Origin of the sequence: Pseudomonas sp. FSL R10-0056 (assembly GCF_009600105.1) — a bacterium.
Taxonomy (GTDB): Bacteria; Pseudomonadota; Gammaproteobacteria; order Pseudomonadales; family Pseudomonadaceae; genus Aquipseudomonas; species Aquipseudomonas bubulae.
Genome location: NZ_WIWL01000248.1, coordinates 77,851 through 101,100, shown reverse-complemented (window position 1 = coordinate 101,100; position 23,250 = coordinate 77,851). Strand labels below are relative to the sequence as shown.

The window sequence follows — 23,250 nt, the reverse complement described above, 5'->3', positions numbered from 1 at the left end:
ACAGTTTCAACAATCAGCTGTCACCGGTAGAGTTTGAAAAGCGTTACGCAGCGAGCCTGGAGAGTGTCTAGGAAACCCGGGGCGATTCAAAGATTCGTTTCCCAACAAGAGCGAGCAAGAGAGGAGCGACCTCATTCTCTTGACCAATACTCTGGATGAATCATTAAAAGCCGAGATATTGGCACTTTGGGACGACTACGAAAATGCTTTGTCACCAGAGGCGGTAGCCGTCAAGGCGCTAGATAAGTTGGAAACAATGCTTCAGCACAACCAGGGCAAGAACCCACCGGACTTCGATTACGAATTCAATCTTGCCTATGGCAAAAAATACACAGATGCCGCCCCTCTATTCGAGGCGCTTCGCAATATCATCGACGAAGAAACCAAAGCTAATATGCTTTTGAATCCGAAATGAACAAGTGCCACGTTGATGTGAATTGACTCCTTTGCATCAAAAAGTCCTACCTTTGCAGGAATCCGCAGGGCTCTCGTCTTCCAAAACTCTCCGCCCAGCCCGCGGCCCTGTCCGCTGTCAACCAGGCGCAGAACTGCGGAAAAAAAGACCTGCTTAGCCCGCAGACGAGGTGGGGGGACGACAGTGCGCGCCAGGGTATGAAGCATGCCACTACCCTGCCCGTCAAAATTGCTATCCGATGGCCTTCACCTGAGAGCCCTGTTGCCTTTATGAGTGGCGCCAAAGCTTGACCACCTTCTATCAACACTTTGACGAGAAGCGCTGTGCGCTCTCACTGGCAGCCTCACAAGGTGTGTTTACAGTTCTATTTGTTACGAGCCGTAAAAAACCGCCTCGATGGGCGGCTTGGTCATACGATAACGCACAGGTCAAACGATGATCGTGTGAGGGTATCCGTGCATGGCACTATCGTGAGTCACCAGGCTGATACCTTCTGCAAGCGCTTGGGCAACCATGATGCGGTCAAATGGATCGCGGTGATGGTTCGGCAGATTGCCTACAGTCAGCCCGTGATCAGAAGTGATCGGCAATTCGAGGTAGCCTGCATCTATCAGCACTTTGCGTAGTACAGCAGGAATAACGCCGGTGCGCTCGGCGCCTTTGATGGTCAGCTCCCAGATGCTGGCTGCGCTGAAATAAAGGGTGTTGGCCTCATCGTCGATAAGCTGGGCGGCAGCCTTGGGCAGTTTGTCATCGCCAATAGCTGCCCAGATCAGGATATGCGTGTCGAGCAATAACCTCATGCCTTTCCCTCAAACAGATCTGCTATTTCAGCATCCAGAGCGTCCGAAGCATCGGCGTTGAATGTCACACCCGCGAGCATCCCGCGGCGCTTGGGGGGTGTAATAGGAACCAGCTTGGCCACTGGCACGCCTGCCTTGGCGATGATGATGGTCTCCCCGCCCGCTGCCGCATCAACAAGCTGCGAGAAGTGTGTTTTCGCTGCATGGATGTTGTGGATCTGCATATGGCTACCTCCCAAGGGTTGGTTGATGAGGTTAGCCTAGTCCAGCCAATGGACTAAGTAAAGTATGCTGAATGCTACCGTGTTTACACCTGAGGGCTAAGACTTGCGCCTCCAAAACAGCAGAGGTCAACTTGGGGCTGGAAGCCGGTTTGCGGGACTTCTCTTGCAGTCCCGACTGACCGTGCGCCTCGTAACGGTTAAGCCACTTGTAGGCCGTTTGCGGGCTGATGCCAAACCGTCGACACAGTTCTCGTTTATTGCTACCGGGTTGCCGTGCTAAGGCAACGAACTCTTCTTTCAGGCTCATTGCATCTCTCGTGTCCCAGGGCATGATGGTTTTCCGGCGAAGTTGGCTCCCCGAAAAGTGTCCACCATGTCCCCGCACACCCGTCAACCTTATGTCCGGTCCGTACACACGGGGATGAAGGGACCTACCCCAAAGGACGGGGGGCCCAGCCAGAAAAAGCCCTACGTATTCTCATATTATTCCAATACCACCATTTTCCAGACGCCAGAAACCACAAACCCCCGACTTTCTCTAGGAAAATCAGGGGTTTGTGTTTACTTAATGTGGCGGTGAAGGAGAGATTCGAACTCTCGATACAATTTCTTGTATACACACTTTCCAGGCGTGCTCCTTAAGCCACTCGGACACTTCACCGTATCTCTTCAAACAAGTTCTGTCTGTCGAGGCGCGCTAATGTAGTCGAAAGCTTTCGATATGACAAATGTTTTTTTCAGAATTTTCATGTGCTTACGAAAATAGTCCTTTTGGCGGTATGCCACGGGGGGGCGTTTCTGCCAAATTCCGGCACCGCAGCTTTGCCCGTTCAGGCAAAAACCCTGCTCCGCTGCCCTCTATATAGAAGGTGCAGGCCAATTGCATGACTCACCGGTCAGTCATGGCCCTTTACCTGGGCCACGGGGCTGGGTAACGTCTGCCCCACTTCATAACAAGGATTTGCGCCATGAGTGACTTGATTGCCTATCACCTGGAAGACGGTATCGCCACGCTGACCTTGAGCAATGGCAAGGTCAATGCCATCTCCCCGGATGTGATCACTGCGTTTAATGCCGCCCTGGACCAGGCCGAGCAGGATCGCGCTGTAGTCATCATTACCGGGCAACCAGGCATTCTCTCTGGCGGCTATGACTTGAAGGTGATGACCGCCAGCCCCGAGCAAGCCATTGAGCTGGTCAGGCAGGGCTCGACCCTCGCTCGTCGCCTGTTGGCGCATCCGTTCCCGGTGGTGATTGCCTGTTCCGGCCACGCGGTGGCCAAGGGCGCATTTCTGCTGTTGTCGGTGGATTACCGTATCGGCGTGGAAGGCCCGTTCAGCATCGGCCTGAACGAAGTGCAGATAGGCATGACCATGCACCATGCCGGTATTGAGCTGGCCCGCGACCGGCTGCGCAAATCGGCATTCCACCGCTCGGTTATCAACGGTGAGATGTTCACCCCGCTCACCGCAGTTGACGCAGGCTTCCTCGACAAGGTGGTCAAGCCTGATGAGCTGCAAGCCGCAGCCCTGGAAGCCGCCCGCCAGTTGAAGAAGATCAATATGAGGGCCCACAGGAACACCAAGCTCAAGGTGCGCAAGGAGCTGCTGGAAACGCTGGACAAGGCAATTGAAGAAGACCAGCACCACCCGCTCTGACCCTCCCCCCCTGAAAAACCGGTCCCAACCGCAACCTGCGGTCGGGATTGTGCCTGCCTGACGTCCCCCTGCAATCATTCTCAAACTGCTCTGGCCCGCCTCTTACAAAGCTCGTTGAAACAAATGCTAAAACTTCAGCTATCTCCTACTTGTATCGGGGTAATTGCTGAAGACAGTGCACATCCGTACACTGCGCCGACTTTTGTTTTGGCGAGCCTGTAAATGCTACTTTCGATGCGTATGTTGTTGATGTGTCTGCATTTTATGCTTGCAGGCGTACTGGGTGTAATACTGGGCATGTGCCGTCCCTTCAATCCGGACAACAGCCGCCTGTGCGCGCGCCTGTATGCCTGGCCGTCCCGCTGGATCCTGGGCTACAGACTCAAGGCCGAGGTCGGACCGCTGATGGACAAGCCGCAAAGCTGTGTGGTGATTGCCAATCATCAGTCCAACTACGACCTGTTTATATTCGGCAACGTGGTACCGCGCCGCACTGTGTGCATCGGCAAAAAAAGCCTTAAGTGGGTGCCTCTGTTCGGCCAGCTGTTCTGGTTGGCGGGCAACGTGCTGATCGATCGGGGCAATGCCCAGAAAGCCCGCAAATCGATGCTGACGACTACCCGCACCCTGCAAGAGAAAGACACGTCCATCTGGGTATTCCCGGAAGGCACGCGCAATTTCGGCAAAACCCTGCTGCCTTTCAAGAAGGGCGCATTCCAGATGGCAATCACTGCCGGGGTGCCGATCGTACCGGTGTGCGTTAGCACTTATAGCCAGCACCTGCAGCTCAACCGCTGGCACAGTGCCGATATCCAGATCCGTTCACTGCCTGCCATCCCGACAGCCGGCCTGACCCTGAATGACATCCCGCAGTTGATGGAACAGTGCCACGAGCAGATGCGTGAATGCATTGAAGCCATGGACCGGGAACTGCTGAGCCAGAAAAACATTCACTTGCCACCCCTGTCCAAGGGCAACTCGACAGTATCCAACCCGAACCACTGAACCTTTGTCGTCTCAAAGTGGCCAATAGCACGCTAAGCTGCATCTTCGTGCCATAACCCTTTGAAGAAGAAGCGATTAGAACTATGGGGAGAGTTGTTGCTGCTGCGGTTTATAACGCAGGCAAGAAAGTCACCAATATCACGCTGGACGAAGGCATTGAGTGGGCGAAAAAGCCTGGTCACTTCGTCTGGATTGGTCTTGAGCAACCCGACGCGCAAGAGCTGGCCAACTTGCAACGCCAGTTCAACCTGCATGAACTGGCCATCGAAGACGCCCTTGAGCAACACAGCCGTCCCAAGCTCGAGACCTTTGGCGATGCGCTGTTTATCGTGATCTATTCTCCGGTTCGCCATGAAGGCAAACTGGAGTTTGTCGAAACCCATATCTTTGCCGGCAACGGCTATATCATCACCAGCCGCAATGGCCATTCAGCCTCTTACAAATCCGTACGCCAGCGTTGCGAAGCACGGCCGCTGCTGCTGGAGCATGGTGAAGACTTTGTGCTGTATGCCCTGCTCGACTTCGTTACCGAGAGTTATCAGCCTGTCAGCGAAGCCATCCATGCCGAAATCGAGCAGCTCGAACAAAGCATCATGGGCAATGCCCTGAATGAGGCGGACATCGTCCACCTGCATGGCCTGCGCCGCGATGTACTGCGTCTGCGCCGCTATGTGGCGCCCATGGTGGAGATCAGCGAAGAACTGCAGCGCCTGACCTTCCCCTTTATCGACAAGAACATGCGTCCGTATTTTCGTGATGTGCAGATTCACGTCACGCGGCAGATGGAAGACCTCACCAACCTGCGCGATGCCGCTACCCAGACCATTGAGATCGTTGTGCTACTGGAGTCTTCACGCCAGAGCAATGTACAGCGCAAGTTCGCCGCCTGGGCGGCCATCCTGGCGTTCCCCACTGCCGTGGCAGGGATTTACGGGATGAACTTCCAGAACATGCCGGAATTGACCTGGCACTACGGCTATTTCGGTGTGCTGGGGTTTATTGCGGTGGGCGTCACCGGCCTGTGGACCAGCTTCAAACGGTCTGGCTGGCTCTAACCCTCTCACCCTGTGGGAGCGGGCTTGCTCGCGATTCAGACAGCGCGATTGTTCAGCCAAACCGCATCGTTCCAATCGCGAGCAAGCCCGCTCCCACCTATATCGAGCCGGATATCAGGCGATCTGCGGCTTGTGCGACACAAAACGCATCATCCACTCGGCAACGGTGCGGCCATGATGATCCTGGCCCAGGCTGGCGATACCGCTGCTGTAGACCTGCTCGCCCAGATGTTCCTGGCGCAGGTCAAGCAAGGCCCGCGAATAGTCGTGGATAAACTCGGGGTGGCCCTGGAAGCACAGCACCTGATCATTGATGTGGTAGGCGGCAAACGGGCAGAAATCGCTGGAAGCAATGACCGTGGCGTTCTCCGGCAAGGCCGTAACCTGGTCTTGATGGCTGATCAACAGCGTCAAGTCCTCGACCACCGGGTTCATCCACGGTGCCTTGGCAGCCAGTTTGTACTGATGGGTGCCCACGCCCCAGCCTTGAGTGGCGCGCTCGCTCTTGCCACCCAGCAGCAGCGCCAGCAATTGATGACCAAAGCAAACGCCCAGCAACTTGTCACCGCGCTCGTAGCGGGTCAACAAGTAGGTTTTGAGGGTTTGAATCCACGGATCGGTGCCAAATGAGTCCGCCTTGCTGCCGGTAACCAGGTAAGCATCGAACGTCTGGTCATCAGACGGATATTCGCCATGCATGACATTGAAAACAGTGAACTGTGCCGCGATTGGCTGCGTGGAGAACAGGCGCACAAACATTTGCCCGTAGCCCTGATATTGGTCAACAAACTCTGGACGCAGAATGTCGGTTTCCAGAATGCAGATGCGTAGCGACATAAAAGTACCTGGCACGATAAAGGCGAAAGTAATGATGACAACAGATCCGAGCCTGCCCTGAAAGGGTATTTGATGGCAAGTACTGAACGTAGTAATCGCCCTGCAACCCCTGAAAACGGGGGCCTTTTGTAGGACAAAACAGGGCTGCAATGCACTCCCTGACGAACGGTAGGGGGCTAAGAATATGCACACCATACGGGCCCGTTGCGTCTAGATACGGGTCGGCAGGTCAGGGGTAAAAGACTTAATAGCGTTTTAGAAACTTACTGCACTTGGATGATGTTAAAGGGTTCTAAGCCATGTCTTATGGGGGCTCTAAGGTTAACCCTGTTGCCAGGGCCGCTTTCTTTTCGAGGCATTAATCTCTTGGCGCAGGCATTGTCGTTCAGGAAAAACAAAAAAAGGCAGATAGCCATGTTCAAACATACGAAAGTACGTCAAGCCGGTCTTATCCTCTTTGCTACCACCTTGCTGCTGATCTTGCCGAACCTGACAAAGGTTATCGGTTAGACATGCCAATATGCCGAAGACGTGCGTCCCTGCGCGTCTTCGCGGGCTAAAGTTGCTGGCTATAAAACAGAACGGCCGGCCCTGAGGCCAGCCGAGAAACGATCAAACACCTTTCAATTGAGCAGGCCACGCACCTCCTGCTTCACGCCCCAACCTTCGATAATTCCTCCCAGCGGCACGACTACTGCTTCAAAGTCCTGCTCGAAATCGCCGATGCCCCCATAGGTGGCATACATCACCTTACTCAACTCCAGATGCCATGCACCGTCATCTCGCACATTGATCTGCGCATTCAGGGACTCACCACAAAATTTTTGTGCAGCTCTGCGCGCCCGCTCCTCGTCCGGGAAGATCGCGTAAAACTCGATGGGATGGATACGTGAAAAATCAAAACCGCCTTCTTTCATGCGGCGCAGCACATAGCTGCTGAGGTCTTCTTGATGGGCTGTGCTCATGAAACGTCCTCCTCGCAATGGATAGACATTCAGCGCTCCCCTTCGGCAACAGTCGGGCCGTGACAAGGGAAGAAATAAGCATGTAGCAAACAAGATCAGAGCCAGTCGATTACTTCGCTGGTCTGGTTGCAGAGTAGCTCCAGGGTGCGGGATCTGCCAAGGGGGCAAGCCATGAATTTCAACAGGTTTTTTCGTTTGTCGGAAAAAACCGCGCCCGGTACCCGGACAGATGCGCTGTCCAGGACCCGGCTTGCGCTGCTGTGAGTTACGGCTTTTCAGCGCGCTCTTTCAGCCCTTTGAGGGTATTGAAAGGCGCATCGACCACAAACTTGTTGGCCAACCAGGAAGGCACGCTGCCGCCCGGCTCGGTGTGTACCTGATAGGTCACTTCGGTCAGGTTGTCACCTTTGGGCACCAGCTTCCAGAAGCCGTTGACCTGGGCAACCCGTACAAAGCCCTTTTCTTCCGGGATATAGGTCGGCAGGCCTTTGAGCGTGCGGGTCAGGCTGCCATCTGCGCCTTGGGTAGACGTTACCAGCAGCACCGAATCTCTCGGGGTAACCGGCCACGGTGTTTTGAACTGGGTGTAAGTCCAGCTCTGGTCGCCCTCATGCTTGAGCAGCTTTTGCGACTGGCACTCATGGATCCAGGCGCAAGCGCTGGCCACGTCTTCCTGCAACTTGCTGATTTTGGCCAGTGGCGCCTTGATGGTCGTCACGCCCTGGTACGCCTTGTACTGGGAGCCGGCCACCTCACTCAGCGACACCTTGATGCCGTCCTGATCCTTGGCAACCTTCCAGTCTTCAGCCTGAGCCACACCCGCCAGCAGAGCGCTCAGGCCACAGATCAATGCCACTTTATGCAACGAACCCATTGTCTTGTTCCTTATTGTTGAAGGTTTGTTCACTGGACACGAACACACTATGCAGCGGTCACCTGCTCCCACCAGCCAATCAGGTTGATGGCTTCTTCCCGATTGCTGCCGCACACCTCGATATCTGCCTTGAAATCACCACACACCGCAGGGCGTTGCGGCTGGCCGAATAAACCGCACAAGTAGTCGACAGAAAGATGCAGGCAGCGTTCCCCGGCAGGCTTGCCATTGGGCATACCGGGCAGCGGTGTACTGATGGAAGGGGCTATGCAGCATGCGCCACAGCCTTCACGGCAATTCATGACGTCAGCTCCTCGTTCGGGGCAAAGTGTGTTGATGACAAGGGATAGTACTCGCTGGAACAGGTGTTTGAAATTGACCGTTCAGCAGAATGTGCCGATAAATGACGGTGACTGATCAGTCAGTTTAGAAGGCTGTTTTACAGCGCTCGACACTTATTGTTTGAACTCGAAATCCAGTGCCGCACCTTCGATTTCATTGTGTCGATATTCATTGCGCAATTGCAGGTCCATTTCATTACTGAGCAAACGCCCATTGAGCTGAAAAGGGCTTTCTTCGACAGACTTTTCGCCAAACATGTTGGGCAGTAACGGTTTGTGCGCAGGCATGGCTACCGTGCCCAAGGGCCGCAGTTGCTTGACCATCTCGGGCGGCAGGCGCAGGTCGAGCTTGGCAGCAGGCAAGGGCTTTTTGGCGATTTCATGGGCCGACCGGGATTTTGTGGCGATTGGCTTACGCTTTTTGACCGGCGCTTTTTTCTCGCTGGCGGCAGGTTTTGCCGATGAATGGACAGATTGCGTCTGCGCAGAAGTGGATGCGGGGAGCACCGGATCTGCTGTTGCAACGACTGCATTGAGCGCACTCAAAACACCCATCAACACAAGACTCGCACAATATGTCGCTTTCATAACTCCCACAGCTTTAACGGTTCAGGTGCGTATGCTCGCGCTTTACGCACAGGGGAACAAGGTAATTATAGTCAAAATGCCATACCGGCTATTGCCGAGCCACCATATAGACCTGCAGTTTCCTGGCAGAGCTGGTTGGCAAGCATGCCAAGCGTCATCAGGGCCCGCTCGGCTTCCCGATTCCAGGGCGTGCCGCAGTTTAACCGGATGCAATGATTGAACTGCTCGGTGTTACTGAAAATCAGCCCCGGCGCAATACTGATGCCTTGTTGCAGCGCCCGCACATGCAGCTCCTGGGTATTGACCCGGCCCGGCAAACTGACCCACAGGATAAAACCACCGCTGGGGCGGGACATCTGCGTCCCTTCCGGGAAATGCTGTTGCACTGCCAGCTGAAAAGCACTGAGGTTTTTTCTGTATTCCTGGCGGATATAGCGTAAATGGCGGTCGTAACCGCCATTTTCAAGGTAAGCCGCCACCCCCATTTGGGTCACGCTGCAGGCCGAATGGGTGGTAAAGGTTTGCAGGCGCTGGATTTCCTGCTGAAACTTGCCCGCAATCATCCAGCCGATTCGCACACCGGGTGACAGGGTTTTGGAAAAGCTCGAACAGTAGATCACCCGATCCAGGCGATCAAAGGCCTTCAAGGCCTTGGTGCGCCCGACCTCGAACATAAGTTCGCCATAGATATCATCTTCCACAATCTGGATATCAAAGTCCGAGGCCAGGCGTAGCAGCTGCTTTTGCCGCTCTTCAGGCATAGTCCCACCCAGGGGGTTGCTCAGGCGCGTGGTCAGCACCAATGCCTTGATCGACCATTGGTTGGCGGCCAGTTGCAGGGCTTCAAGGCTCATGCCGGTGGCCGGATCACTGGGGATTTCAATGACTTTCAAATCCAGCAGGTCAGCCAGTTGCAACAAGCCGTAGTACGTTGGCGACTCCGCCGCGATCAGGTCTCCGGGGCGGGTCAGCACCCGTAATGACATTTGCAGGGCATCGACACAGCCGTGGGTGATGATCACTTCAGACGGATCGACCACCACGCCAGCATCGCGCATGCGTATTGCCACCTGGCGGCGCAGGGGTTCGAAGCCGGGGCTGAACATATAGCTGAACGCCCGCGGGCTGTGAAAGCGGGTGACCTTGGCCAGTTGCTGGTGCAAAGCGCGTACAGGCAGGTAATCGACACTGGGCACCGCCGCTCCCAGCGGGAACACACCTTCGCGGCGGGACTCGACCAGGACTTGCTGGATAATGCTGCTGCGGGTGACCAGCCCCGGACGCTCGACACGGGCGATGTCCGGAGTGGGTGCGGTAAGTGCCGGGGTCTGGTGCACATAATATCCGGACTGCGGCCGTGCCCGGATCAACCCCTGGTCTTCAAGATTGGCGTAGGCCTGCAACACCGTGGCATGACTGACGTTGAGCTGCGAGCTCATCTTGCGCACCGAAGGCACACGCTCGCCCGGCTGATAAACGCCACGCCGGATATCTTCAGCCAGCTGCTGAGCGATACGTTGGTAAAGCAAAAGGTTGGTCATGGCGCTGCACTCGATGTTCAGGCTTTGTTTTTATGGGGAACAATACCGGAACAGTTTAGAAGTGTACGGGCACAGTTGTCACTTATCTAAGCCGTACAGCGCGAGTGCGGGGGTAACTGTATGGGTGCGGACAATGCAGCTGTGGGAGCGAGATTTGCCCGCGATGGCAGCACCGCGGTACGCCTGGCACACCGAGCCGCTCCAATCGCGAGCAAGCCCGCTCCCACAGTCCAGGCAAATCCCGGTTTTAGCGAGCGGCGCCCAACTGGCCTTTTTCGTCCGAGAAGACGATTTCAACACGACGGTTCTGGGCCCGGCCGCGCTCACTGGCGTTCACATCCACCGGGTACTGGTCGCCATAACCTTCCACCTGGATACGTTTCTCGTCGATACCCAGGTCGATCAGCACATCCGCCACTGCCTGGGCACGGGCCATGGACAGCTTGAGGTTATCCTCCGTGCCGCCCGTGCTGTCGGTGTAACCCTCAATCCGCACAATGCGCTTGGGGTTGAGTTGCAGAAACTGCACCAGTTTGAGAACCGTGCGGTTGGCCGAATTTTTCAAATCGGCTTCGCCTGTATCAAACAACACGTCACCCAGGGTCATGACCAGGCCACGATCGGTCTGGGTCGTGGCCAGGCTGACGATTTGCTCTTCCAGCCATTGGCCCTGCTGCTGAACGCTTAACAGCTTGGCCTCCCGCAAGGCCAGTTGCAGTCGCTGACGCTCCAGCTCGAGCTTGGCCGCGCGCTCTTCATTCAGCACCTGCTGGGTGTGCTCACGGGCGATTTCGCTGTAACGCTGGCTCAAGTAGGCGTAATGCGCAACGTCATCACCGCTGCCCCAATAGCTGGACAACCGGTCAGCACGCGCCAGGGACTCACCGGAGCGGATCACGTCCTTGGGAGCGATGCGCAATACATTGGTATCTTCCTTGACGGCCTGGAAGTCCGTACCGGCCTGCTGCAAGGCCTGCTGGCTGTTGTGATGGCCGGTGCAACCGCTCAGGCCGATAGCCAGCGCCCCCATGTAAGCTGCGGACTTGAGGCTCATTGCGCCTCCGCCAGTTGTTTGCGCAAGCGCGCGATACGGGTATTGAGCACGTTCAATTGTTCCTGGCTTTTTTGCGTCAGCACACGAGCTTCAGCCAAGCGGGCGTCAAGCTCCGCCTGTTCGGCCTGCATGCGCGCGTCCTTGTAAGATTCATCTGCCATATCGGCCAGCGCTTGGGCCAACTTGTCTTCGGCTTGTTTAAGCTCGGCCAGGTCATCGGCTTTTGCACCCACCGCCTTGGCTTGCTCCAGGGCCTGCTCGGTCAAACGCAATTGTTCATTCGGCGCAGGATCGGCTGCACACCCCGCCAGAGCCACAACGGCCAGGGCAGCGAAAAGAGGTCGAATTGTCACTAGGGATTCCTACTGTTTTGGGGCGCTGAGCGGTTGTTGCAGCTGGGTTTTCCACCGCTCCAGATTGCGTTGCACTACCGCCTCGGTCAGGCCGGAGGCGGGCAATTCTGTCATCTTTTTGGCGAGCTGTCCGCGCAACCACGGCTCATTACAGGCTGAGTCATGGGAAACAGCCAAAAACAGCCCTGGCTGATCGACAGGTTGCGGATGTGCCAGCAAATCATCGGCGATGCCCAGGGTTTGCGCAGTGACCATACCGGCATAACGACCGGCCAGTACATACTCGGCCTGCCCCAGCAGCAGCTTCTGAAAAGCCTGGGTCAACCCGGGCTGGGGCTCCAGGGTCAGTTGATGACGGGCAAACTCATTGAAGGTTTCGCTTAAACGGGCCTTTTCCGAGACCGCGCCCTTGTGCCCATGCAAGTCTGCGGGCGTTTCGTAGATCAGGGGAGAATCTTTGCGCGTCCACACCAGATAATCGTTGCGCACCAGCGGCGGGTGGATGTAATCGAAGGAAGAAAGCCCGGCCACGGTCAGCGGAGCATCGAGCAGCAAGTCCATGCGTCCGGTACGAACCTCGTCATGGGCCTGGGCACGCTTGCCGCCATAGAGCACTTCAACCTTGATCCCCAGCTCGTGGCCAGCCTGCTGGATCAGGTCGGCACTGGCGCCGATCAAATGGGCAGGGTCGGCCGGATCACGCCACAGGTAAGGCGGGGCATCGGGGCTGCCGGTGACGATCAGGCGTTCGCATTTGCCCGCCGCCTCGGACAGCAATGGCAAAAACACCAACCCTGCCAGCAGCCTGCTGATCTGACGCATATCCATACCCTACACTCCCTCCACACAATTGACAGGCATTAAAAAGCCCGGTTACCCGGGCTGTGAAAACAGGCAGGACACTGAGTGCCCTACCCTTCCCCACGCCCCGGTAACCGGGCCCTTTATAAGTGAAGCAACTGGATTAAACCAGCTTCTCCAGCTCAGGCACAGCTTCGAACAAGTCCGCTACCAGGCCGTAATCGGCCACCTGGAAGATCGGTGCTTCTTCGTCCTTGTTGATCGCAACGATCACCTTGGAATCTTTCATCCCGGCCAGATGCTGGATCGCGCCGGAAATACCGACCGCAATGTACAGCTGTGGCGCAACGATTTTACCGGTCTGGCCAACCTGCATGTCGTTGGGTACGAAGCCTGCGTCCACAGCGGCGCGGGATGCGCCAACAGCAGCGCCCAACTTGTCAGCCAGGGTGTACAGCAGCTTGAAGTTGTCACCGTTCTGCATGCCACGGCCGCCAGAAACCACAACCTTGGCTGCGGTCAGCTCAGGACGGTCCGACTTGGCCAGCTCTTCGCCAACAAACGACGAAGTGCCTGCATCGTGAACCGCTGCAACCGCTTCAACCGCTGCCGAACCACCTTGCGCAGCAACCGGGTCGAAACCGGTGGCGCGTACGGTGATCACTTTGACCGGCGCAGTGGACTGTACGGTGGCAATGGCGTTACCGGCGTAAATCGGACGAGTGAAGGTGTCGGCGCTAACCACCGAAATGATCTCGGAGATCTGATCAACGTCCAGTTGCGCAGCAACGCGCGGCAGGATGTTTTTGCCGTTGGAAGTAGCTGCAGCCAGGATATGGCTGTAGCCAGCGCCCAGCTCTGCAACCAATGGCGCAACGTTTTCAGGCAACTGATGGGCGTAGGCCGCGTTATCAGCAACCAGAACTTTGGCCACACCAGCGATCTGCGCAGTTGCTTCGGCTACAGCGCCAATGCCCTGGCCTGCAACCAGAACGTGGATGTCGCCACCGATTTTGGCGGCAGCGGCAACGGTGTTCAGCGTGGCCGGAGCCAGTGCCTTGCCGTCGTGTTCTGCGATTACCAAGATAGTCATGATTAGATTACCTTCGCTTCGTTTTTCAGTTTCTCGACCAGTTCAGCCACCGACTTGACCTTGATACCCGCGCTGCGTGCAGCCGGGGCTTCCACTTTCAGGGTCTTGTTGGTCGAAGCAGTCGAAACACCCAACGCGTCTGGCGTCAGTACTTCAAGCGGCTTTTTCTTGGCTTTCATGATGTTTGGCAGGGACGCATAACGCGGCTCGTTCAAACGCAGGTCGGTGGTGATGATCGCCGGCAATTTCAGCGAAACAGTTTGCGCGCCGCCGTCTACTTCACGGGTCACGGCAACCTTGTCACCTGCCACTTCAACCTTGGACGCGAACGTGCCCTGACCGAAACCGGTCAACGCAGCCAGCATCTGGCCAGTCTGGTTGTTGTCGCTGTCGATGGCTTGTTTACCCAGGATCACCAGCTGTGGCTGTTCCTTGTCGACAACGGCCTTGAGCAGCTTGGCCACGGCCAGCGAGGTCAGGTCTTCGGCGGACTCAACCAGAATGGCGCGATCAGCACCCAGCGCCAGCGCGGTACGCAGCTGTTCCTGAGCGGTGGTCGGGCCGATGGAGACGACGACGATTTCAGTCGCAACGCCTTTCTCTTTCAGGCGTACGGCTTCTTCCACGGCGATTTCGCAGAAGGGGTTCATCGACATCTTGACGTTGGCGAGGTCAACGCCCGAGTTGTCCGCTTTGACGCGCACTTTAACGTTGTAATCGACCACTCGTTTGACAGCTACAAGAACCTTCATGGATTCCTCGTTACTCTCCGGTGAAAAGAAAGTCGCCTAGGCGAACCTGGCGGTTGATGCTCGTCAGCACAAGGGCACCTCCAAAGATCGTTGCCTTATTAATAGACGGGTACCAGCGACTGCCCCTGCGACCGTCTGTCCGATGTGACTAACAAGTCATCCACCAAAAGGACGTGTAAACTCCGCTGCAAAAATGGCAGGCTCCCACTGGCTCATGCCTGTGCCCTGTCTTTAGAGGTGCTCTTGAAACCGACAATCAGCCTACGGCGAGCGCAAAACCGACCGTATCTTGACCGGAACACCATTTGCGGTCAATACAGCAAATGGGCCAGTTTTAAGCCGCGCGTCTTTGATTTGTCTGGGTTGCAGTGAATTCAAACAAACGTTTGTATTGGACCCTGCCAGTGGTGTAGATATAATGCCCGACCTCATAGAGAGAGCGGCGCCTCATCCATTGCGTCCTTGGCCTGCGTCGAGGGAATAATGGATGAAACGCCAAACCTCCAATTAGAAAAATACCGTTGAGCCTTGAGTAGGAGAGAACCTGTGGAACGCGAATACATGGAATTCGACGTGGTCATCGTCGGCGCCGGCCCTGCCGGTTTGTCCGCCGCCTGCCGCCTGAAGCAGAAGGCCGCCGAAGCCGGTAAAGAAATCAGCGTCTGCGTGGTTGAAAAAGGCTCCGAAGTCGGTGCTCATATCCTGTCCGGTGCGGTCTTTGAACCTCGCGCCCTGAACGAGTTGTTCCCGGACTGGAAAGAGCTCGGCGCTCCGCTCAACACTCCCGTTACCCGCGACGATATTTATGTACTGCGCAGCGACAGCACCGCGACCAAGGTGCCAGACCTGTTTGTGCCGAAAACCATGCACAACGAAGGCAACTACATCATCTCCCTGGGCAACCTGTGCCGCTGGCTGGCACAGCAGGCCGAAAACCTGGGTGTAGAAATCTACCCGGGCTTCGCTGCTCAAGAAGTGCTATTCGACGAAAACAATGTGGTTCGCGGGATCATCACCGGCGACCTGGGCGTTGACCGCGAAGGCAACCCCAAGGAAGGCCTGTACACCCCGGGCATGGAACTGCGTGGCAAGTACACCCTGTTCGCCGAAGGCTGCCGCGGTCACCTGGGCAAGCAACTGATCGAGCGCTTCAAGCTCGACAGCGACGCAGATGCCCAACACTACGGTATCGGCCTGAAAGAAATCTGGGAAATCGACCCGGCCAAACACCAGCCAGGCCTGGTGGTGCACACTGCAGGCTGGCCGCTGGACATTATCAGCAGCGAAAACACCGGCGGTTCTTTCCTGTATCACCTGGAAAACAACCAGGTAGTAGTTGGCCTGATCGTTGATCTATCCTACAGCAACACCTTCCTGTCGCCATTCGACGAATTCCAGCGCCTCAAGCATCACCCGGTGCTCAAGCAGTACCTGGAAGGCGGCAAACGTATCAGCTATGGCGCTCGCGCCATCTGCAAAGGCGGCCTGAACTCGCTGCCGAAAATGATCTTCAACGGCGGCGCATTGATCGGTTGCGATCTGGGCACCCTGAACTTCTCCAAGATCAAAGGCAGCCACACCGCGATGAAGTCCGGCATGCTCGCAGCTGAGGCCGTGGCTGACTCGTTGCTCGCCGACTCCGAAGGCGGTGATGCACTGAACACCTACGTTGAGGCCTTCAAGGCCAGCTGGCTGTTCGACGAACTGTTCGCCAGCCGCAACTTCGGTCCGGCACTGCACAAGTTCGGCCCTATCGTGGGCGGTGGTTTCAACTGGCTTGATCAGAACATCTTCGACGGCAAACTGCCGTTCACCCTGCACGACACCAAGCCTGACTACGCCTGCCTCAAACAGGCCAAGGACTGCAAAAAGATCGACTACCCGAAACCGGACGGCAAACTCAGCTTCGACAAGCTCAGCTCGGTATTCATCTCCGGCACCAACCATGAAGAAGAGCAGCCTTGCCACCTCAAGCTGCGCGACGCGAGCATCCCGATCAGCGTCAACCTGCCGCTCTACGACGAGCCTGCTCAGCGTTATTGCCCGGCGGGTGTGTACGAAGTGATCACCCAGGAAAGCGGCGAGAAGCGCTTCCAGATCAACTCGCAAAACTGCGTGCACTGCAAAACCTGTGACATCAAGGACCCATCACAGAACATCACCTGGGTAACCCCGGAAGGTGGCGGCGGGCCGACTTACCCGAACATGTAAGTCTAAAAAAGGCTCCTTCGGGGGCCTTTTTTATTGCCCCCGGATTTGTGGGAGCGGGCTTGCTCGCGATGGGATCGCCCAGGTTTGCCTGACAGACTGCGCTGTGCGCATCGCGAGCAAACCCGCTCTCACACCGCGCCCGTCACACCGACTGACTAGCACCCCACCCCTTCATGACCGGGGCTGCGTTCGAAGTAGCGCTTGTACTCGCGACTGAACTGCGACGTACTCTGATAGCCCACCCGCTCCGCCACCTGCGCCACCCCCAGCCCCTCACTCAATAGCAACTGCTGCGCCCGCAACAGCCGCAACCGCTTGAGATACTGCACCGGCGACAACAAGGTGCTGCGCTTGAAATGCTCATGAAAGGTCGACGCGCTCATATTCGCGCAACGGGCCAATGTCTCGACATTCAGCGGCTGCGCGAAGTGTTCATGCAAGTAGCTCAATGACGCCGCCACCCGGGCAAACTGCCCTTGCTGCTCAACCAAAGCCCGCAACACACCCGCCTGCGGCCCCCGCAAGGCCGCGAACAGCACCTCGCGCAACCTCGCCTGCCCCATGATCCGGCACTCCAGAGGGTCGTGCAGGCAACGCAACAGGCGCTCGACCGCCTGGCGCATATCGTCATCCAGCACCGCCGAGGTCATCGACTCCGGAGTTTGGGCAACTGCACTGCGGTCAGGGGCCAGGCCCATGGCCAGTACCAACTCGCCCAGTACCGCTCGGTCGATGCTGATAGCAACACCCAGCAATGGCATTTCTTCCGAAGCGAAGGTTTCACACTCAAAAGGCACCGCCAGCGCCTGCACCAGATAATGTCCGGCACCGTATTCCAGGGTGCGCTGGCCCAGATAGGCCAACTTACTGCCTTGAGCAATCACCATTAGGCTAGGCTCATAAATCTGCGGCATTCGGGCTACTACCCGGCAGGCAGAAACTACCCGGACTTCGGGCAACAAGGTCGACACAAAACCGGTTTGTGTCGCCAGCGGTTCGATCAGAGACACCAGAGCGGCGTTCTCGTCACGGTGACGGGTCAAAAGCATGGAGAAAGGTTCGCAGGAGGAATAGACAGCCGCATCTTCGCAGAATTGGTCAATAAAATGGCAGCCACCCCGTCAATCCGGAGTATTAGGCATGACAGGCGGAGGAATCGTCATAGTCCTGAAAGGCATGTAAGCGCAAAATTGCGCCCTGTTCACAGTCAACGTTTCGCGAGGTTCTCATGTCCACTGTTACTTATAACGCTATCGGTTATGCCGCCCAGAATGCCAAGGCCCCACTGGCGCCCATGCCGTTCAACCGTCGCGCACCGCGACCGGACGACGTCGCGATCGAAGTGCTGTATTGCGGTGTCTGTCACTCCGACATCCACCAGGCGCGCAATGACTGGGGCTTCGCGACTTACCCGCTGATGCCGGGCCATGAAATCATCGGCAAGGTCACCGCCGTTGGCGACAAAGTTACCAAGCACAAGGTCGGCGATCTGGTCGGCGTGGGCTGCATGGTTGATTCGTGCCGCACCTGCTCGGCCTGCAAGGAAGACCTGGAGCAATACTGCCTGGAAGGCATGACCCAAACCTACGCCAGCCCGGACCGCATCGACGGCACGCTGACCATGGGCGGTTACTCGGACAAGATGGTTGTCAGCGAACACTTCGTACTGAGCATTCCGAAAAATCTCGACCCGGCCAGCGCCGCACCCCTGCTGTGCGCCGGCATCACCACCTACTCGCCTCTGGTTCACTACGGCGTGGAAGCGGGCGACAAGGTCGGTATTCTGGGTATGGGCGGCCTGGGCCACATGGGCATCAAGTTCGCCAAGGCTCTGGGCGCTGAAGTGACCCTGTTCACCCGCTCCGAAGCCAAGGCTGAAGAAGCGCGTCGCCAGGGCGCCGACCATGTGATCGTGTCCACCGATGCCGAGCAGATGAAAGCCGCTGCCGGGCACTTCGACTTCCTGCTGGACACCATTCCGGTGCCGCACGACCTGAACCCGTACCTCGAAACCCTGACCTTTGACGGCGTACACATTCTGGTGGGCCTGATCGAGCCGGTTGAGCCGGCACTGAACGCCTTCAACCTGGTGTTCAAGCGGCGCGTACTGGCCGGCTCGCTGATCGGCGGCATTGCCGAAACCCAGGAAATGCTCGATTTCAGCGCCGAGCACGGGATTACCTGCGATATCGAAATGCTCGACATCAAAAACATCAACGAAGCCTTTGAGCGCGTGGTGAAAGGCGATGTGAAATACCGCTTTGTGATCGATATGAAAACGCTGAAAGCCTAAATGCGTCTTTGTGGGAGCGGGTTTCCCGCTCCCACAATCACTGGGCCTAGGGCTCAAGCCCTATCGGGAAAAACTCGCCAGCGCTCCACACGCCCAGCCAGTTTTGCCCATCGATTTCAGCAACCACCGCCAGTTCTATCAACTGATAGAACACATTGCGGTGGATCAGCGCTTCAAGGTTACGCCGTACATGCAGGTAAGGCGCAGGCTCCTGGGTCTCGGGGTTAATGACGAAGCGCAGCGGGTGCTCGCTGCCAGCGCTGACCGACTCATCGACATTGGTGGTAAAGCGCAGCACTTGCTGCTCCCCCACCCCTTCCACGTCCAGAGCGACCGCTACAAAAGGCGCGTCATCCACTTTGATGCCGACCTTTTCGACCGGTGTGATCAGAAAATATTCATCACCATCGCGACGAATGATGGTCGAGAACAATTTGACCATTGGCTTGCGACCGATCGGCGTACCCATGTAATACCAGGTGCCATCACGGGCGATACGCATATCGATGTCCCCGCAAAAGGCGGTATCCCACAAATGAACGGGCGGCAGCCCCTTGTCGGCCCTGGGGATTTGCGCCAGCAAATTGCTGACGTCTACCGGCTCGCTCATGGTGCTCTCCTCGACTTATTGATCGCTCAAGCCTATCAAGCTGCGGGCGTACTTGGCGAGCGGCGGGCCAATCAGGTCGGCGGGCTTGTTGTCATGGAACGTCAGCAAACCGCCACGGCTGCGAATGGTGGCGGTGTCGATCAGGTACTGAGTGCTGGTTTCGATCAACATCAGCTGGATCACCCCACTGTCGATGCCCAGGCGGCTGATTTCTTCCTGATCGAGCCATTCGTCGCTGTTGCCGATGCGGTCATCGGCCCGGGCAAAGCGGGTGTACAACAGGTAGTGGGCGCCAAAATTACGCGCTTCGGTCATGGCCTGATCGAGCCCCACCGGCTCCTTGGCCCGGCGCACCATGGGGAAGTATTCGACAAAACCGTTGAAAGCTTCTTCGGCAACGATATTGGGCCGCACATACGGATCGCCGATCGGTGCAAAAGGCCCCTGGGCGATATAAATAAAGGAATCAGGCTGAATGCGCAGCGAATTGCTGCGACGTGTATTGCTGTGATCGAGCAAACCGGCGTCGCTCATTTGATAGCGCGCGCCCTCGCCCAGATCACTGACGCTCATGCAGCCGCCCAGCGCCAAAAAAGCCAGCAACACAATCAGACCACGCATCCCGCTCTCCCGAAAGCCGATGACAAAAAACCGGCGAATAGCCCCGAGATGCAGATTACGCGCCAACACCCTCCTCCCCTGTGGGAGCGGGCTTGCCCGCGATGGCATCAACTCGGTGTATCAGCAAGACCGGGTTGCCAGCATCGCAGGCAAGCCCGCTCCCACTCAGATTGTTAGCCGCCGATGATTTTCATCACCGTAGCGCCGCCCGAGAAAGCCACGTCCTGTTTGTCGCCCAGGGCTTTCATCAATAAACCTTGCAGCGCTGGCAATGCCTCGTGGCGCGGCTTGTTCAGCAGATCACCCACATAGTGGCGATTGCTCGATGACAGGCAACCATGCAGCCACCCCGTGGACGACAACCGCAACCGCGAGCAGGTCCGGCAAAACGGCACGCTTTCGTTGGCAATCACGCCGAAATACCCGTGCCCGGGAATCTGGTAACGCACCGCCGTGGCGTCGATGGGCGCATCAGCCTGCAGGTATTCATGATGCTCGCCAATCAGCGCCAACAACTGCTGCAAGCTGACGAACTGCTGCAGGAAAGCATTGCCATCACTGGCCAGGTGCCCCATGCGCATAAGCTCGATAAAACGCAGCTCGTAACCACGCTCAAGGCAGTACTCCAGCAGCGGCATGACCTGATCCAGGTTCTGCCCGCGCAGCGGCACCATATTGACCTTGATTTTGATCCCGGCCTCACGCGCCTGTTGCATGCCATCGAGCACCGTTGCCAGGTCTCCGCCCCGGGCAATGCGGCGGAATGCTTCTGGGTCAAGGGTATCGAGGGAGACGTTGATGCGAGCGATGCCCGCGTCCAGCAGCAACGGCAGTTTGCGCGCAAGCAATTGGCCATTTGTAGTCAGGCTGATATCACCCAGGCCGAGCCGGCCGACTTCACGCATAAAGGTATCGAGCTTGGGGCTGATCAGCGGCTCACCGCCGGTGATGCGCAAGCGCTCGATGCCTGCAGCTTCGATCAGATAGGCCACGCCGCGCACCATGGCTTCGGCCGACAGCTCATCCTGTGCCGCCACCAGCCGTTTACCGTTGGGCACACAGTAAGTGCAGGCATAGTTGCAGGCTGAAGTCAGGCTGATCCGCAAATTGCGAAAACGTCTGCCTTGGCGATCAACGATCATGAATGACTCCGGCGCGGGGGAAATGGGTCGCTGCAAAACCTGACTCATAAATCAGGTTTTGGCAAGACCCAAGCCTGAGTATAAGCCTCAAGGCCATAAGCCATGAAGGCAAATACAGGCTGTGGTTACTCGACTGCCGGGGTGTCGGTGTCACGCTTGCGCTTGTTGCCCATGCGCACGCCGATGTCCATCAGGAACTGGAAAAAGCCCTCCTGATCTTCCAGCACATTGCTCCAGAACGGCGAGTGATACAGCGCCACCGCACCATGCACCAGGGCCCAGGCCGCGCAATAATGGAAGTAAGGCGGCACGTCTTCGAGCTTGCCTTCGCTGATGCGGCCCTTGATCAGCAGGGTCAGGCGCTCAAAGTTGGAAGCGCGGATCTTGTGCAGCTCTTCGACCAGTTCAGGCACCTGATTGCCCTTGACCACCTTCTCTTCAAGGCGATCAAACAATCGGTAGCGCTGCGGGTCGCGCATGCGGAACTCAAAGTAGGCACGGGACAGCGCCTCCTTGTCTTTATCCACATCGGCGGAATGCAGCAGCTCGTTCAAATCGCGCTCGTAATCGAGCATCAGGCGCAGGTAGATTTCGGCCTTGGACTTGAAGTGCTTGTAGATCGTGCCTTTGCCGATACCCACGGCATCAGCGATCATCTCGACGGTGACACTGTCTTCACCCAGGTCGAGGAACAGCTTGAGCGCGGTATCGAGAATTTCTTGCTCACGGCGACGAAACTCACGGACCTTACGGGGTTCTTTGTGCATAAGAAAAGGTCTGTTCGGGTCAAAATCGAAGCGGAGTATTATGCATTAGTCACGCTAAATTGCACGGATCATCCTGCATATCGATGGGTTCAAACGATTTACCCACGATTAGATGAGCACTCAAGCGAAGCTGGGGTATTCCAAATCTGTTTAAAAAACGATCAGCTACGGCTGGACGTTCGACAAAGCTGACCAATACTTATCATGTCGGCGTGACATCCCCCCCAAAGTGCTGCGCCGATATTGGCCGCAATGGAATGTGTGCCTTTGTTTTACTCCTAATGGTCTTAACCCGGATTCCCCAGAGCCCGGGTTTTTTTTGCCTGCTGTTCAGTTAAACGCCAAACCTGTAGGAACGGGCTTGCTCGCGACACAGGCAACTCGGTTTAGCAGACACACCGCAGCGATCCCATCGCGAGCAAGCCCGCCCCCTCAAATCCACGCAATCATCTGACCCGTGCCAGCGGGAACAGGCGCTTGAAGTTTTCGGTGGTTTGCTCTGCAAAGCGTTCGTAGGACTCACCGCGCAACATCGCCAAAAACTCAGCCACTTCACGCACGTATTGCGGCAGGTTTGGCTTGCCACGATGGGGGATCGGGGCGAGGTAAGGCGAGTCGGTCTCCACCAGCAGCCGGTCGGCAGGCACCTGACGGGCCACATCGCGCAGGGCATCAGCATTGCGAAAAGTCACAATCCCCGACAGCGAGATGTAGTAACCCATGTCCAGCGCCGCCCTGGCCATGTCCCAGTCTTCGGTAAAGCAATGCAGCACACCGGCCTGCGGCAACGCTGCCTCACGCAACATGTCCAGGGTATCGGCGCGGGCACCGCGGGTGTGGATCACCACCGGCTTGCCGGTCTGTTGTGCCGCCTCCAGGTGAACCCTGAACGACAGTTGCTGCAAATCGGCTGCTTCAGGCTCGTAGTGGTAGTCCAGGCCAGTTTCACCAATGGCCACCACCCCTGGGTGATTCAATTCGTCCAACAGCCAGTCCAGAGCCGGTGCGGCACCGGGTTGTACGTCCAGCGGATGGACGCCCACCGAGCAGTCCACATCGGCATAGCGCTCAGTCAGGGCTTTGACATCGGCCGCGTTGTCGGCGCTTACGCCAATGCATAGAAAATGCCCGACACCACGTTGGCGCGCAGCCTCAAGGGCGGCATCCAGCGAGCCGTCATGGGCGCTCAGATCAAGACGATCGAGATGGCAATGGGAGTCAACCAGCATACAAAAAATTACCTGTTT

Annotated in this window: 24 protein-coding genes, 1 tRNA gene and 2 pseudogenes; 6 read left to right on the top strand and 21 right to left on the bottom strand. The window is 56.9% G+C overall.

What is annotated here, in order from left to right:
- Positions 1 to 100 precede the first annotated feature (100 nt).
- Positions 101 to 415: pseudogene (locus GHO42_RS25600) on the top strand (HD domain-containing protein); the annotation flags it as partial.
- A 428-nt stretch (positions 416 to 843) separates the two neighbouring features.
- On the opposite strand, the gene GHO42_RS25595 reads toward GHO42_RS25600, so the two are convergent.
- The 4 genes and pseudogenes from GHO42_RS25595 to GHO42_RS25580 form a co-directional block, all read right to left on the bottom strand.
- Entirely contained in the window at positions 844 to 1,218 is a 375-nt protein-coding gene (locus GHO42_RS25595; protein WP_095025160.1) for a type II toxin-antitoxin system VapC family toxin, read from the bottom strand.
- Positions 1,215 to 1,442: a type II toxin-antitoxin system Phd/YefM family antitoxin gene (locus tag GHO42_RS25590; RefSeq protein WP_095002259.1), complete on the bottom strand. Its 228-nt coding sequence runs from the start codon at positions 1,440 to 1,442 to the stop codon at positions 1,215 to 1,217. The genes GHO42_RS25595 and GHO42_RS25590 overlap by 4 nt, the downstream gene beginning before the upstream one ends.
- 79 nt (positions 1,443 to 1,521) lie before the next feature.
- Positions 1,522 to 1,773, bottom strand: a pseudogene (locus tag GHO42_RS25585) (helix-turn-helix domain-containing protein); the annotation flags it as partial.
- Positions 1,774 to 2,013: 240 nt separating this feature from the next.
- Positions 2,014 to 2,103 (bottom strand) — tRNA-Ser (locus tag GHO42_RS25580).
- A 307-nt stretch (positions 2,104 to 2,410) separates the two neighbouring features.
- On the opposite strand from GHO42_RS25580, the gene GHO42_RS25575 reads away from it, so the two are divergent.
- The 3 genes from GHO42_RS25575 (at position 2,411) to GHO42_RS25565 (ending at position 5,160) form a co-directional block, all read left to right on the top strand.
- A complete protein-coding gene (locus GHO42_RS25575) occupies positions 2,411 to 3,100 on the top strand; it encodes a crotonase/enoyl-CoA hydratase family protein (protein WP_095019389.1) in 690 nt (229 codons plus the stop codon).
- A 222-nt stretch (positions 3,101 to 3,322) separates the two neighbouring features.
- Entirely contained in the window at positions 3,323 to 4,105 is a 783-nt protein-coding gene (locus GHO42_RS25570) for a 1-acyl-sn-glycerol-3-phosphate acyltransferase (protein ID WP_095002261.1), read from the top strand.
- Positions 4,106 to 4,188: 83 nt separating this feature from the next.
- On the top strand, positions 4,189 to 5,160 hold the full coding sequence (locus GHO42_RS25565) for a magnesium and cobalt transport protein CorA (RefSeq protein WP_095002262.1): 972 nt from the start codon (positions 4,189 to 4,191) through the stop codon (positions 5,158 to 5,160).
- A gap of 114 nt (positions 5,161 to 5,274) precedes the next feature.
- Here the strand turns inward: GHO42_RS25565 and GHO42_RS25560 are convergent, their stop codons facing one another.
- The 11 genes from GHO42_RS25560 to GHO42_RS25510 all read right to left on the bottom strand — a co-directional run bounded on the left by GHO42_RS25560 (position 5,275) and on the right by GHO42_RS25510 (position 14,359).
- Positions 5,275 to 5,997 carry an amidotransferase gene (locus GHO42_RS25560; RefSeq protein WP_095002263.1) on the bottom strand — a complete coding sequence of 241 codons (723 nt, stop codon included), beginning with the start codon at positions 5,995 to 5,997 and terminating at the stop codon, positions 5,275 to 5,277.
- Positions 5,998 to 6,620: 623 nt separating this feature from the next.
- The gene (locus GHO42_RS25555; protein WP_016779973.1) at positions 6,621 to 6,962 is read right to left on the bottom strand and encodes a ribonuclease E inhibitor RraB; all 342 of its coding nucleotides are present in this window, start codon (positions 6,960 to 6,962) and stop codon (positions 6,621 to 6,623) included.
- A 265-nt stretch (positions 6,963 to 7,227) separates the two neighbouring features.
- Positions 7,228 to 7,836 carry an START domain-containing protein gene (locus GHO42_RS25550; RefSeq protein ID WP_095020313.1) on the bottom strand — a complete coding sequence of 203 codons (609 nt, stop codon included), beginning with the start codon at positions 7,834 to 7,836 and terminating at the stop codon, positions 7,228 to 7,230.
- Between the two features lie 47 nt (positions 7,837 to 7,883).
- Complete coding sequence (locus tag GHO42_RS25545) at positions 7,884 to 8,138, bottom strand: YkgJ family cysteine cluster protein (protein ID WP_016779971.1); 255 nt, start codon at positions 8,136 to 8,138, stop codon at positions 7,884 to 7,886.
- A 153-nt stretch (positions 8,139 to 8,291) separates the two neighbouring features.
- Entirely contained in the window at positions 8,292 to 8,765 is a 474-nt protein-coding gene (locus GHO42_RS25540; RefSeq protein ID WP_169916725.1) for a translation initiation factor 2, read from the bottom strand.
- A 71-nt stretch (positions 8,766 to 8,836) separates the two neighbouring features.
- Positions 8,837 to 10,306, bottom strand: coding sequence for a PLP-dependent aminotransferase family protein (locus GHO42_RS25535; RefSeq protein WP_153327763.1), 1,470 nt, complete (start codon positions 10,304 to 10,306; stop codon positions 8,837 to 8,839).
- A 247-nt stretch (positions 10,307 to 10,553) separates the two neighbouring features.
- Entirely contained in the window at positions 10,554 to 11,360 is an 807-nt protein-coding gene (locus GHO42_RS25530; RefSeq protein ID WP_095002267.1) for an OmpA family protein, read from the bottom strand.
- Complete coding sequence (locus tag GHO42_RS25525; protein WP_095002268.1) at positions 11,357 to 11,713, bottom strand: DUF4398 domain-containing protein; 357 nt, start codon at positions 11,711 to 11,713, stop codon at positions 11,357 to 11,359. The genes GHO42_RS25530 and GHO42_RS25525 overlap by 4 nt, the downstream gene beginning before the upstream one ends.
- A 9-nt stretch (positions 11,714 to 11,722) precedes the next feature.
- Positions 11,723 to 12,541, bottom strand: coding sequence for an ABC transporter substrate-binding protein (locus GHO42_RS25520; protein ID WP_095002269.1), 819 nt, complete (start codon positions 12,539 to 12,541; stop codon positions 11,723 to 11,725).
- A gap of 136 nt (positions 12,542 to 12,677) precedes the next feature.
- Positions 12,678 to 13,607: an electron transfer flavoprotein subunit alpha/FixB family protein gene (locus GHO42_RS25515; RefSeq protein ID WP_153327761.1), complete on the bottom strand. Its 930-nt coding sequence runs from the start codon at positions 13,605 to 13,607 to the stop codon at positions 12,678 to 12,680.
- A gap of 2 nt (positions 13,608 to 13,609) precedes the next feature.
- Positions 13,610 to 14,359: an electron transfer flavoprotein subunit beta/FixA family protein gene (locus GHO42_RS25510; protein WP_153327758.1), complete on the bottom strand. Its 750-nt coding sequence runs from the start codon at positions 14,357 to 14,359 to the stop codon at positions 13,610 to 13,612.
- Between the two features lie 546 nt (positions 14,360 to 14,905).
- On the opposite strand from GHO42_RS25510, the gene GHO42_RS25505 reads away from it, so the two are divergent.
- Positions 14,906 to 16,570 carry an electron transfer flavoprotein-ubiquinone oxidoreductase gene (locus GHO42_RS25505; RefSeq protein ID WP_178126978.1) on the top strand — a complete coding sequence of 555 codons (1,665 nt, stop codon included), beginning with the start codon at positions 14,906 to 14,908 and terminating at the stop codon, positions 16,568 to 16,570.
- Between the two features lie 155 nt (positions 16,571 to 16,725).
- Here GHO42_RS25505 and GHO42_RS25500 read toward each other — a convergent pair whose 3' ends face one another.
- Positions 16,726 to 17,619 (bottom strand): AraC family transcriptional regulator, encoded by an 894-nt coding sequence (locus tag GHO42_RS25500; protein WP_095003166.1) that lies wholly within the window; start codon positions 17,617 to 17,619, stop codon positions 16,726 to 16,728.
- A gap of 179 nt (positions 17,620 to 17,798) precedes the next feature.
- Between GHO42_RS25500 and GHO42_RS25495 the strand changes: the two genes are divergently transcribed.
- The gene (locus tag GHO42_RS25495; protein WP_133144881.1) at positions 17,799 to 18,863 is read left to right on the top strand and encodes an NAD(P)-dependent alcohol dehydrogenase; all 1,065 of its coding nucleotides are present in this window, start codon (positions 17,799 to 17,801) and stop codon (positions 18,861 to 18,863) included.
- 46 nt (positions 18,864 to 18,909) lie between these two features.
- On the opposite strand, the gene GHO42_RS25490 is transcribed toward GHO42_RS25495, so the two are convergent.
- The 5 genes from GHO42_RS25490 to GHO42_RS25470 form a co-directional block, all read right to left on the bottom strand.
- Positions 18,910 to 19,473 (bottom strand): DUF1285 domain-containing protein, encoded by a 564-nt coding sequence (locus GHO42_RS25490; protein WP_095019648.1) that lies wholly within the window; start codon positions 19,471 to 19,473, stop codon positions 18,910 to 18,912.
- Between the two features lie 15 nt (positions 19,474 to 19,488).
- The gene (locus GHO42_RS25485) at positions 19,489 to 20,094 is read right to left on the bottom strand and encodes a DUF4823 domain-containing protein (RefSeq protein ID WP_095003163.1); all 606 of its coding nucleotides are present in this window, start codon (positions 20,092 to 20,094) and stop codon (positions 19,489 to 19,491) included.
- A gap of 173 nt (positions 20,095 to 20,267) precedes the next feature.
- Positions 20,268 to 21,236, bottom strand: a complete 969-nt coding sequence (locus GHO42_RS25480; RefSeq protein WP_095024459.1) for a GTP 3',8-cyclase MoaA — start codon at positions 21,234 to 21,236, stop codon at positions 20,268 to 20,270.
- Positions 21,237 to 21,361: 125 nt separating this feature from the next.
- Entirely contained in the window at positions 21,362 to 22,003 is a 642-nt protein-coding gene (locus tag GHO42_RS25475; protein ID WP_019827947.1) for a TetR/AcrR family transcriptional regulator, read from the bottom strand.
- Between the two features lie 446 nt (positions 22,004 to 22,449).
- Positions 22,450 to 23,232: a TatD family hydrolase gene (locus GHO42_RS25470; protein ID WP_153327756.1), complete on the bottom strand. Its 783-nt coding sequence runs from the start codon at positions 23,230 to 23,232 to the stop codon at positions 22,450 to 22,452.
- Positions 23,233 to 23,250 lie beyond the last annotated feature (18 nt).

Coding starts and splice junctions, on each gene's coding strand:
- GHO42_RS25545 (WP_016779971.1), bottom strand. CDS start 8,138: ATGAATTGCCGTGAAGGCTGTGGCGCATGCTGCATAGCCCCTTCCATC.
- GHO42_RS25560 (WP_095002263.1), bottom strand. CDS start 5,997: ATGTCGCTACGCATCTGCATTCTGGAAACCGACATTCTGCGTCCAGAG.
- GHO42_RS25520 (WP_095002269.1), bottom strand. CDS start 12,541: ATGGATATGCGTCAGATCAGCAGGCTGCTGGCAGGGTTGGTGTTTTTG.
- GHO42_RS25555 (WP_016779973.1), bottom strand. CDS start 6,962: ATGAGCACAGCCCATCAAGAAGACCTCAGCAGCTATGTGCTGCGCCGC.
- GHO42_RS25535 (WP_153327763.1), bottom strand. CDS start 10,306: ATGACCAACCTTTTGCTTTACCAACGTATCGCTCAGCAGCTGGCTGAA.
- GHO42_RS25550 (WP_095020313.1), bottom strand. CDS start 7,836: ATGGGTTCGTTGCATAAAGTGGCATTGATCTGTGGCCTGAGCGCTCTG.
- GHO42_RS25575 (WP_095019389.1), top strand. CDS start 2,411: ATGAGTGACTTGATTGCCTATCACCTGGAAGACGGTATCGCCACGCTG.
- GHO42_RS25475 (WP_019827947.1), bottom strand. CDS start 22,003: ATGCACAAAGAACCCCGTAAGGTCCGTGAGTTTCGTCGCCGTGAGCAA.
- GHO42_RS25470 (WP_153327756.1), bottom strand. CDS start 23,232: ATGCTGGTTGACTCCCATTGCCATCTCGATCGTCTTGATCTGAGCGCC.
- GHO42_RS25485 (WP_095003163.1), bottom strand. CDS start 20,094: ATGCGTGGTCTGATTGTGTTGCTGGCTTTTTTGGCGCTGGGCGGCTGC.
- GHO42_RS25540 (WP_169916725.1), bottom strand. CDS start 8,765: ATGAAAGCGACATATTGTGCGAGTCTTGTGTTGATGGGTGTTTTGAGT.
- GHO42_RS25590 (WP_095002259.1), bottom strand. CDS start 1,442: ATGCAGATCCACAACATCCATGCAGCGAAAACACACTTCTCGCAGCTT.
- GHO42_RS25595 (WP_095025160.1), bottom strand. CDS start 1,218: ATGAGGTTATTGCTCGACACGCATATCCTGATCTGGGCAGCTATTGGC.
- GHO42_RS25515 (WP_153327761.1), bottom strand. CDS start 13,607: ATGACTATCTTGGTAATCGCAGAACACGACGGCAAGGCACTGGCTCCG.
- GHO42_RS25510 (WP_153327758.1), bottom strand. CDS start 14,359: ATGAAGGTTCTTGTAGCTGTCAAACGAGTGGTCGATTACAACGTTAAA.
- GHO42_RS25565 (WP_095002262.1), top strand. CDS start 4,189: ATGGGGAGAGTTGTTGCTGCTGCGGTTTATAACGCAGGCAAGAAAGTC.
- GHO42_RS25570 (WP_095002261.1), top strand. CDS start 3,323: ATGCTACTTTCGATGCGTATGTTGTTGATGTGTCTGCATTTTATGCTT.
- GHO42_RS25480 (WP_095024459.1), bottom strand. CDS start 21,236: ATGATCGTTGATCGCCAAGGCAGACGTTTTCGCAATTTGCGGATCAGC.
- GHO42_RS25530 (WP_095002267.1), bottom strand. CDS start 11,360: ATGAGCCTCAAGTCCGCAGCTTACATGGGGGCGCTGGCTATCGGCCTG.
- GHO42_RS25500 (WP_095003166.1), bottom strand. CDS start 17,619: ATGCTTTTGACCCGTCACCGTGACGAGAACGCCGCTCTGGTGTCTCTG.
- GHO42_RS25490 (WP_095019648.1), bottom strand. CDS start 19,473: ATGAGCGAGCCGGTAGACGTCAGCAATTTGCTGGCGCAAATCCCCAGG.
- GHO42_RS25495 (WP_133144881.1), top strand. CDS start 17,799: ATGTCCACTGTTACTTATAACGCTATCGGTTATGCCGCCCAGAATGCC.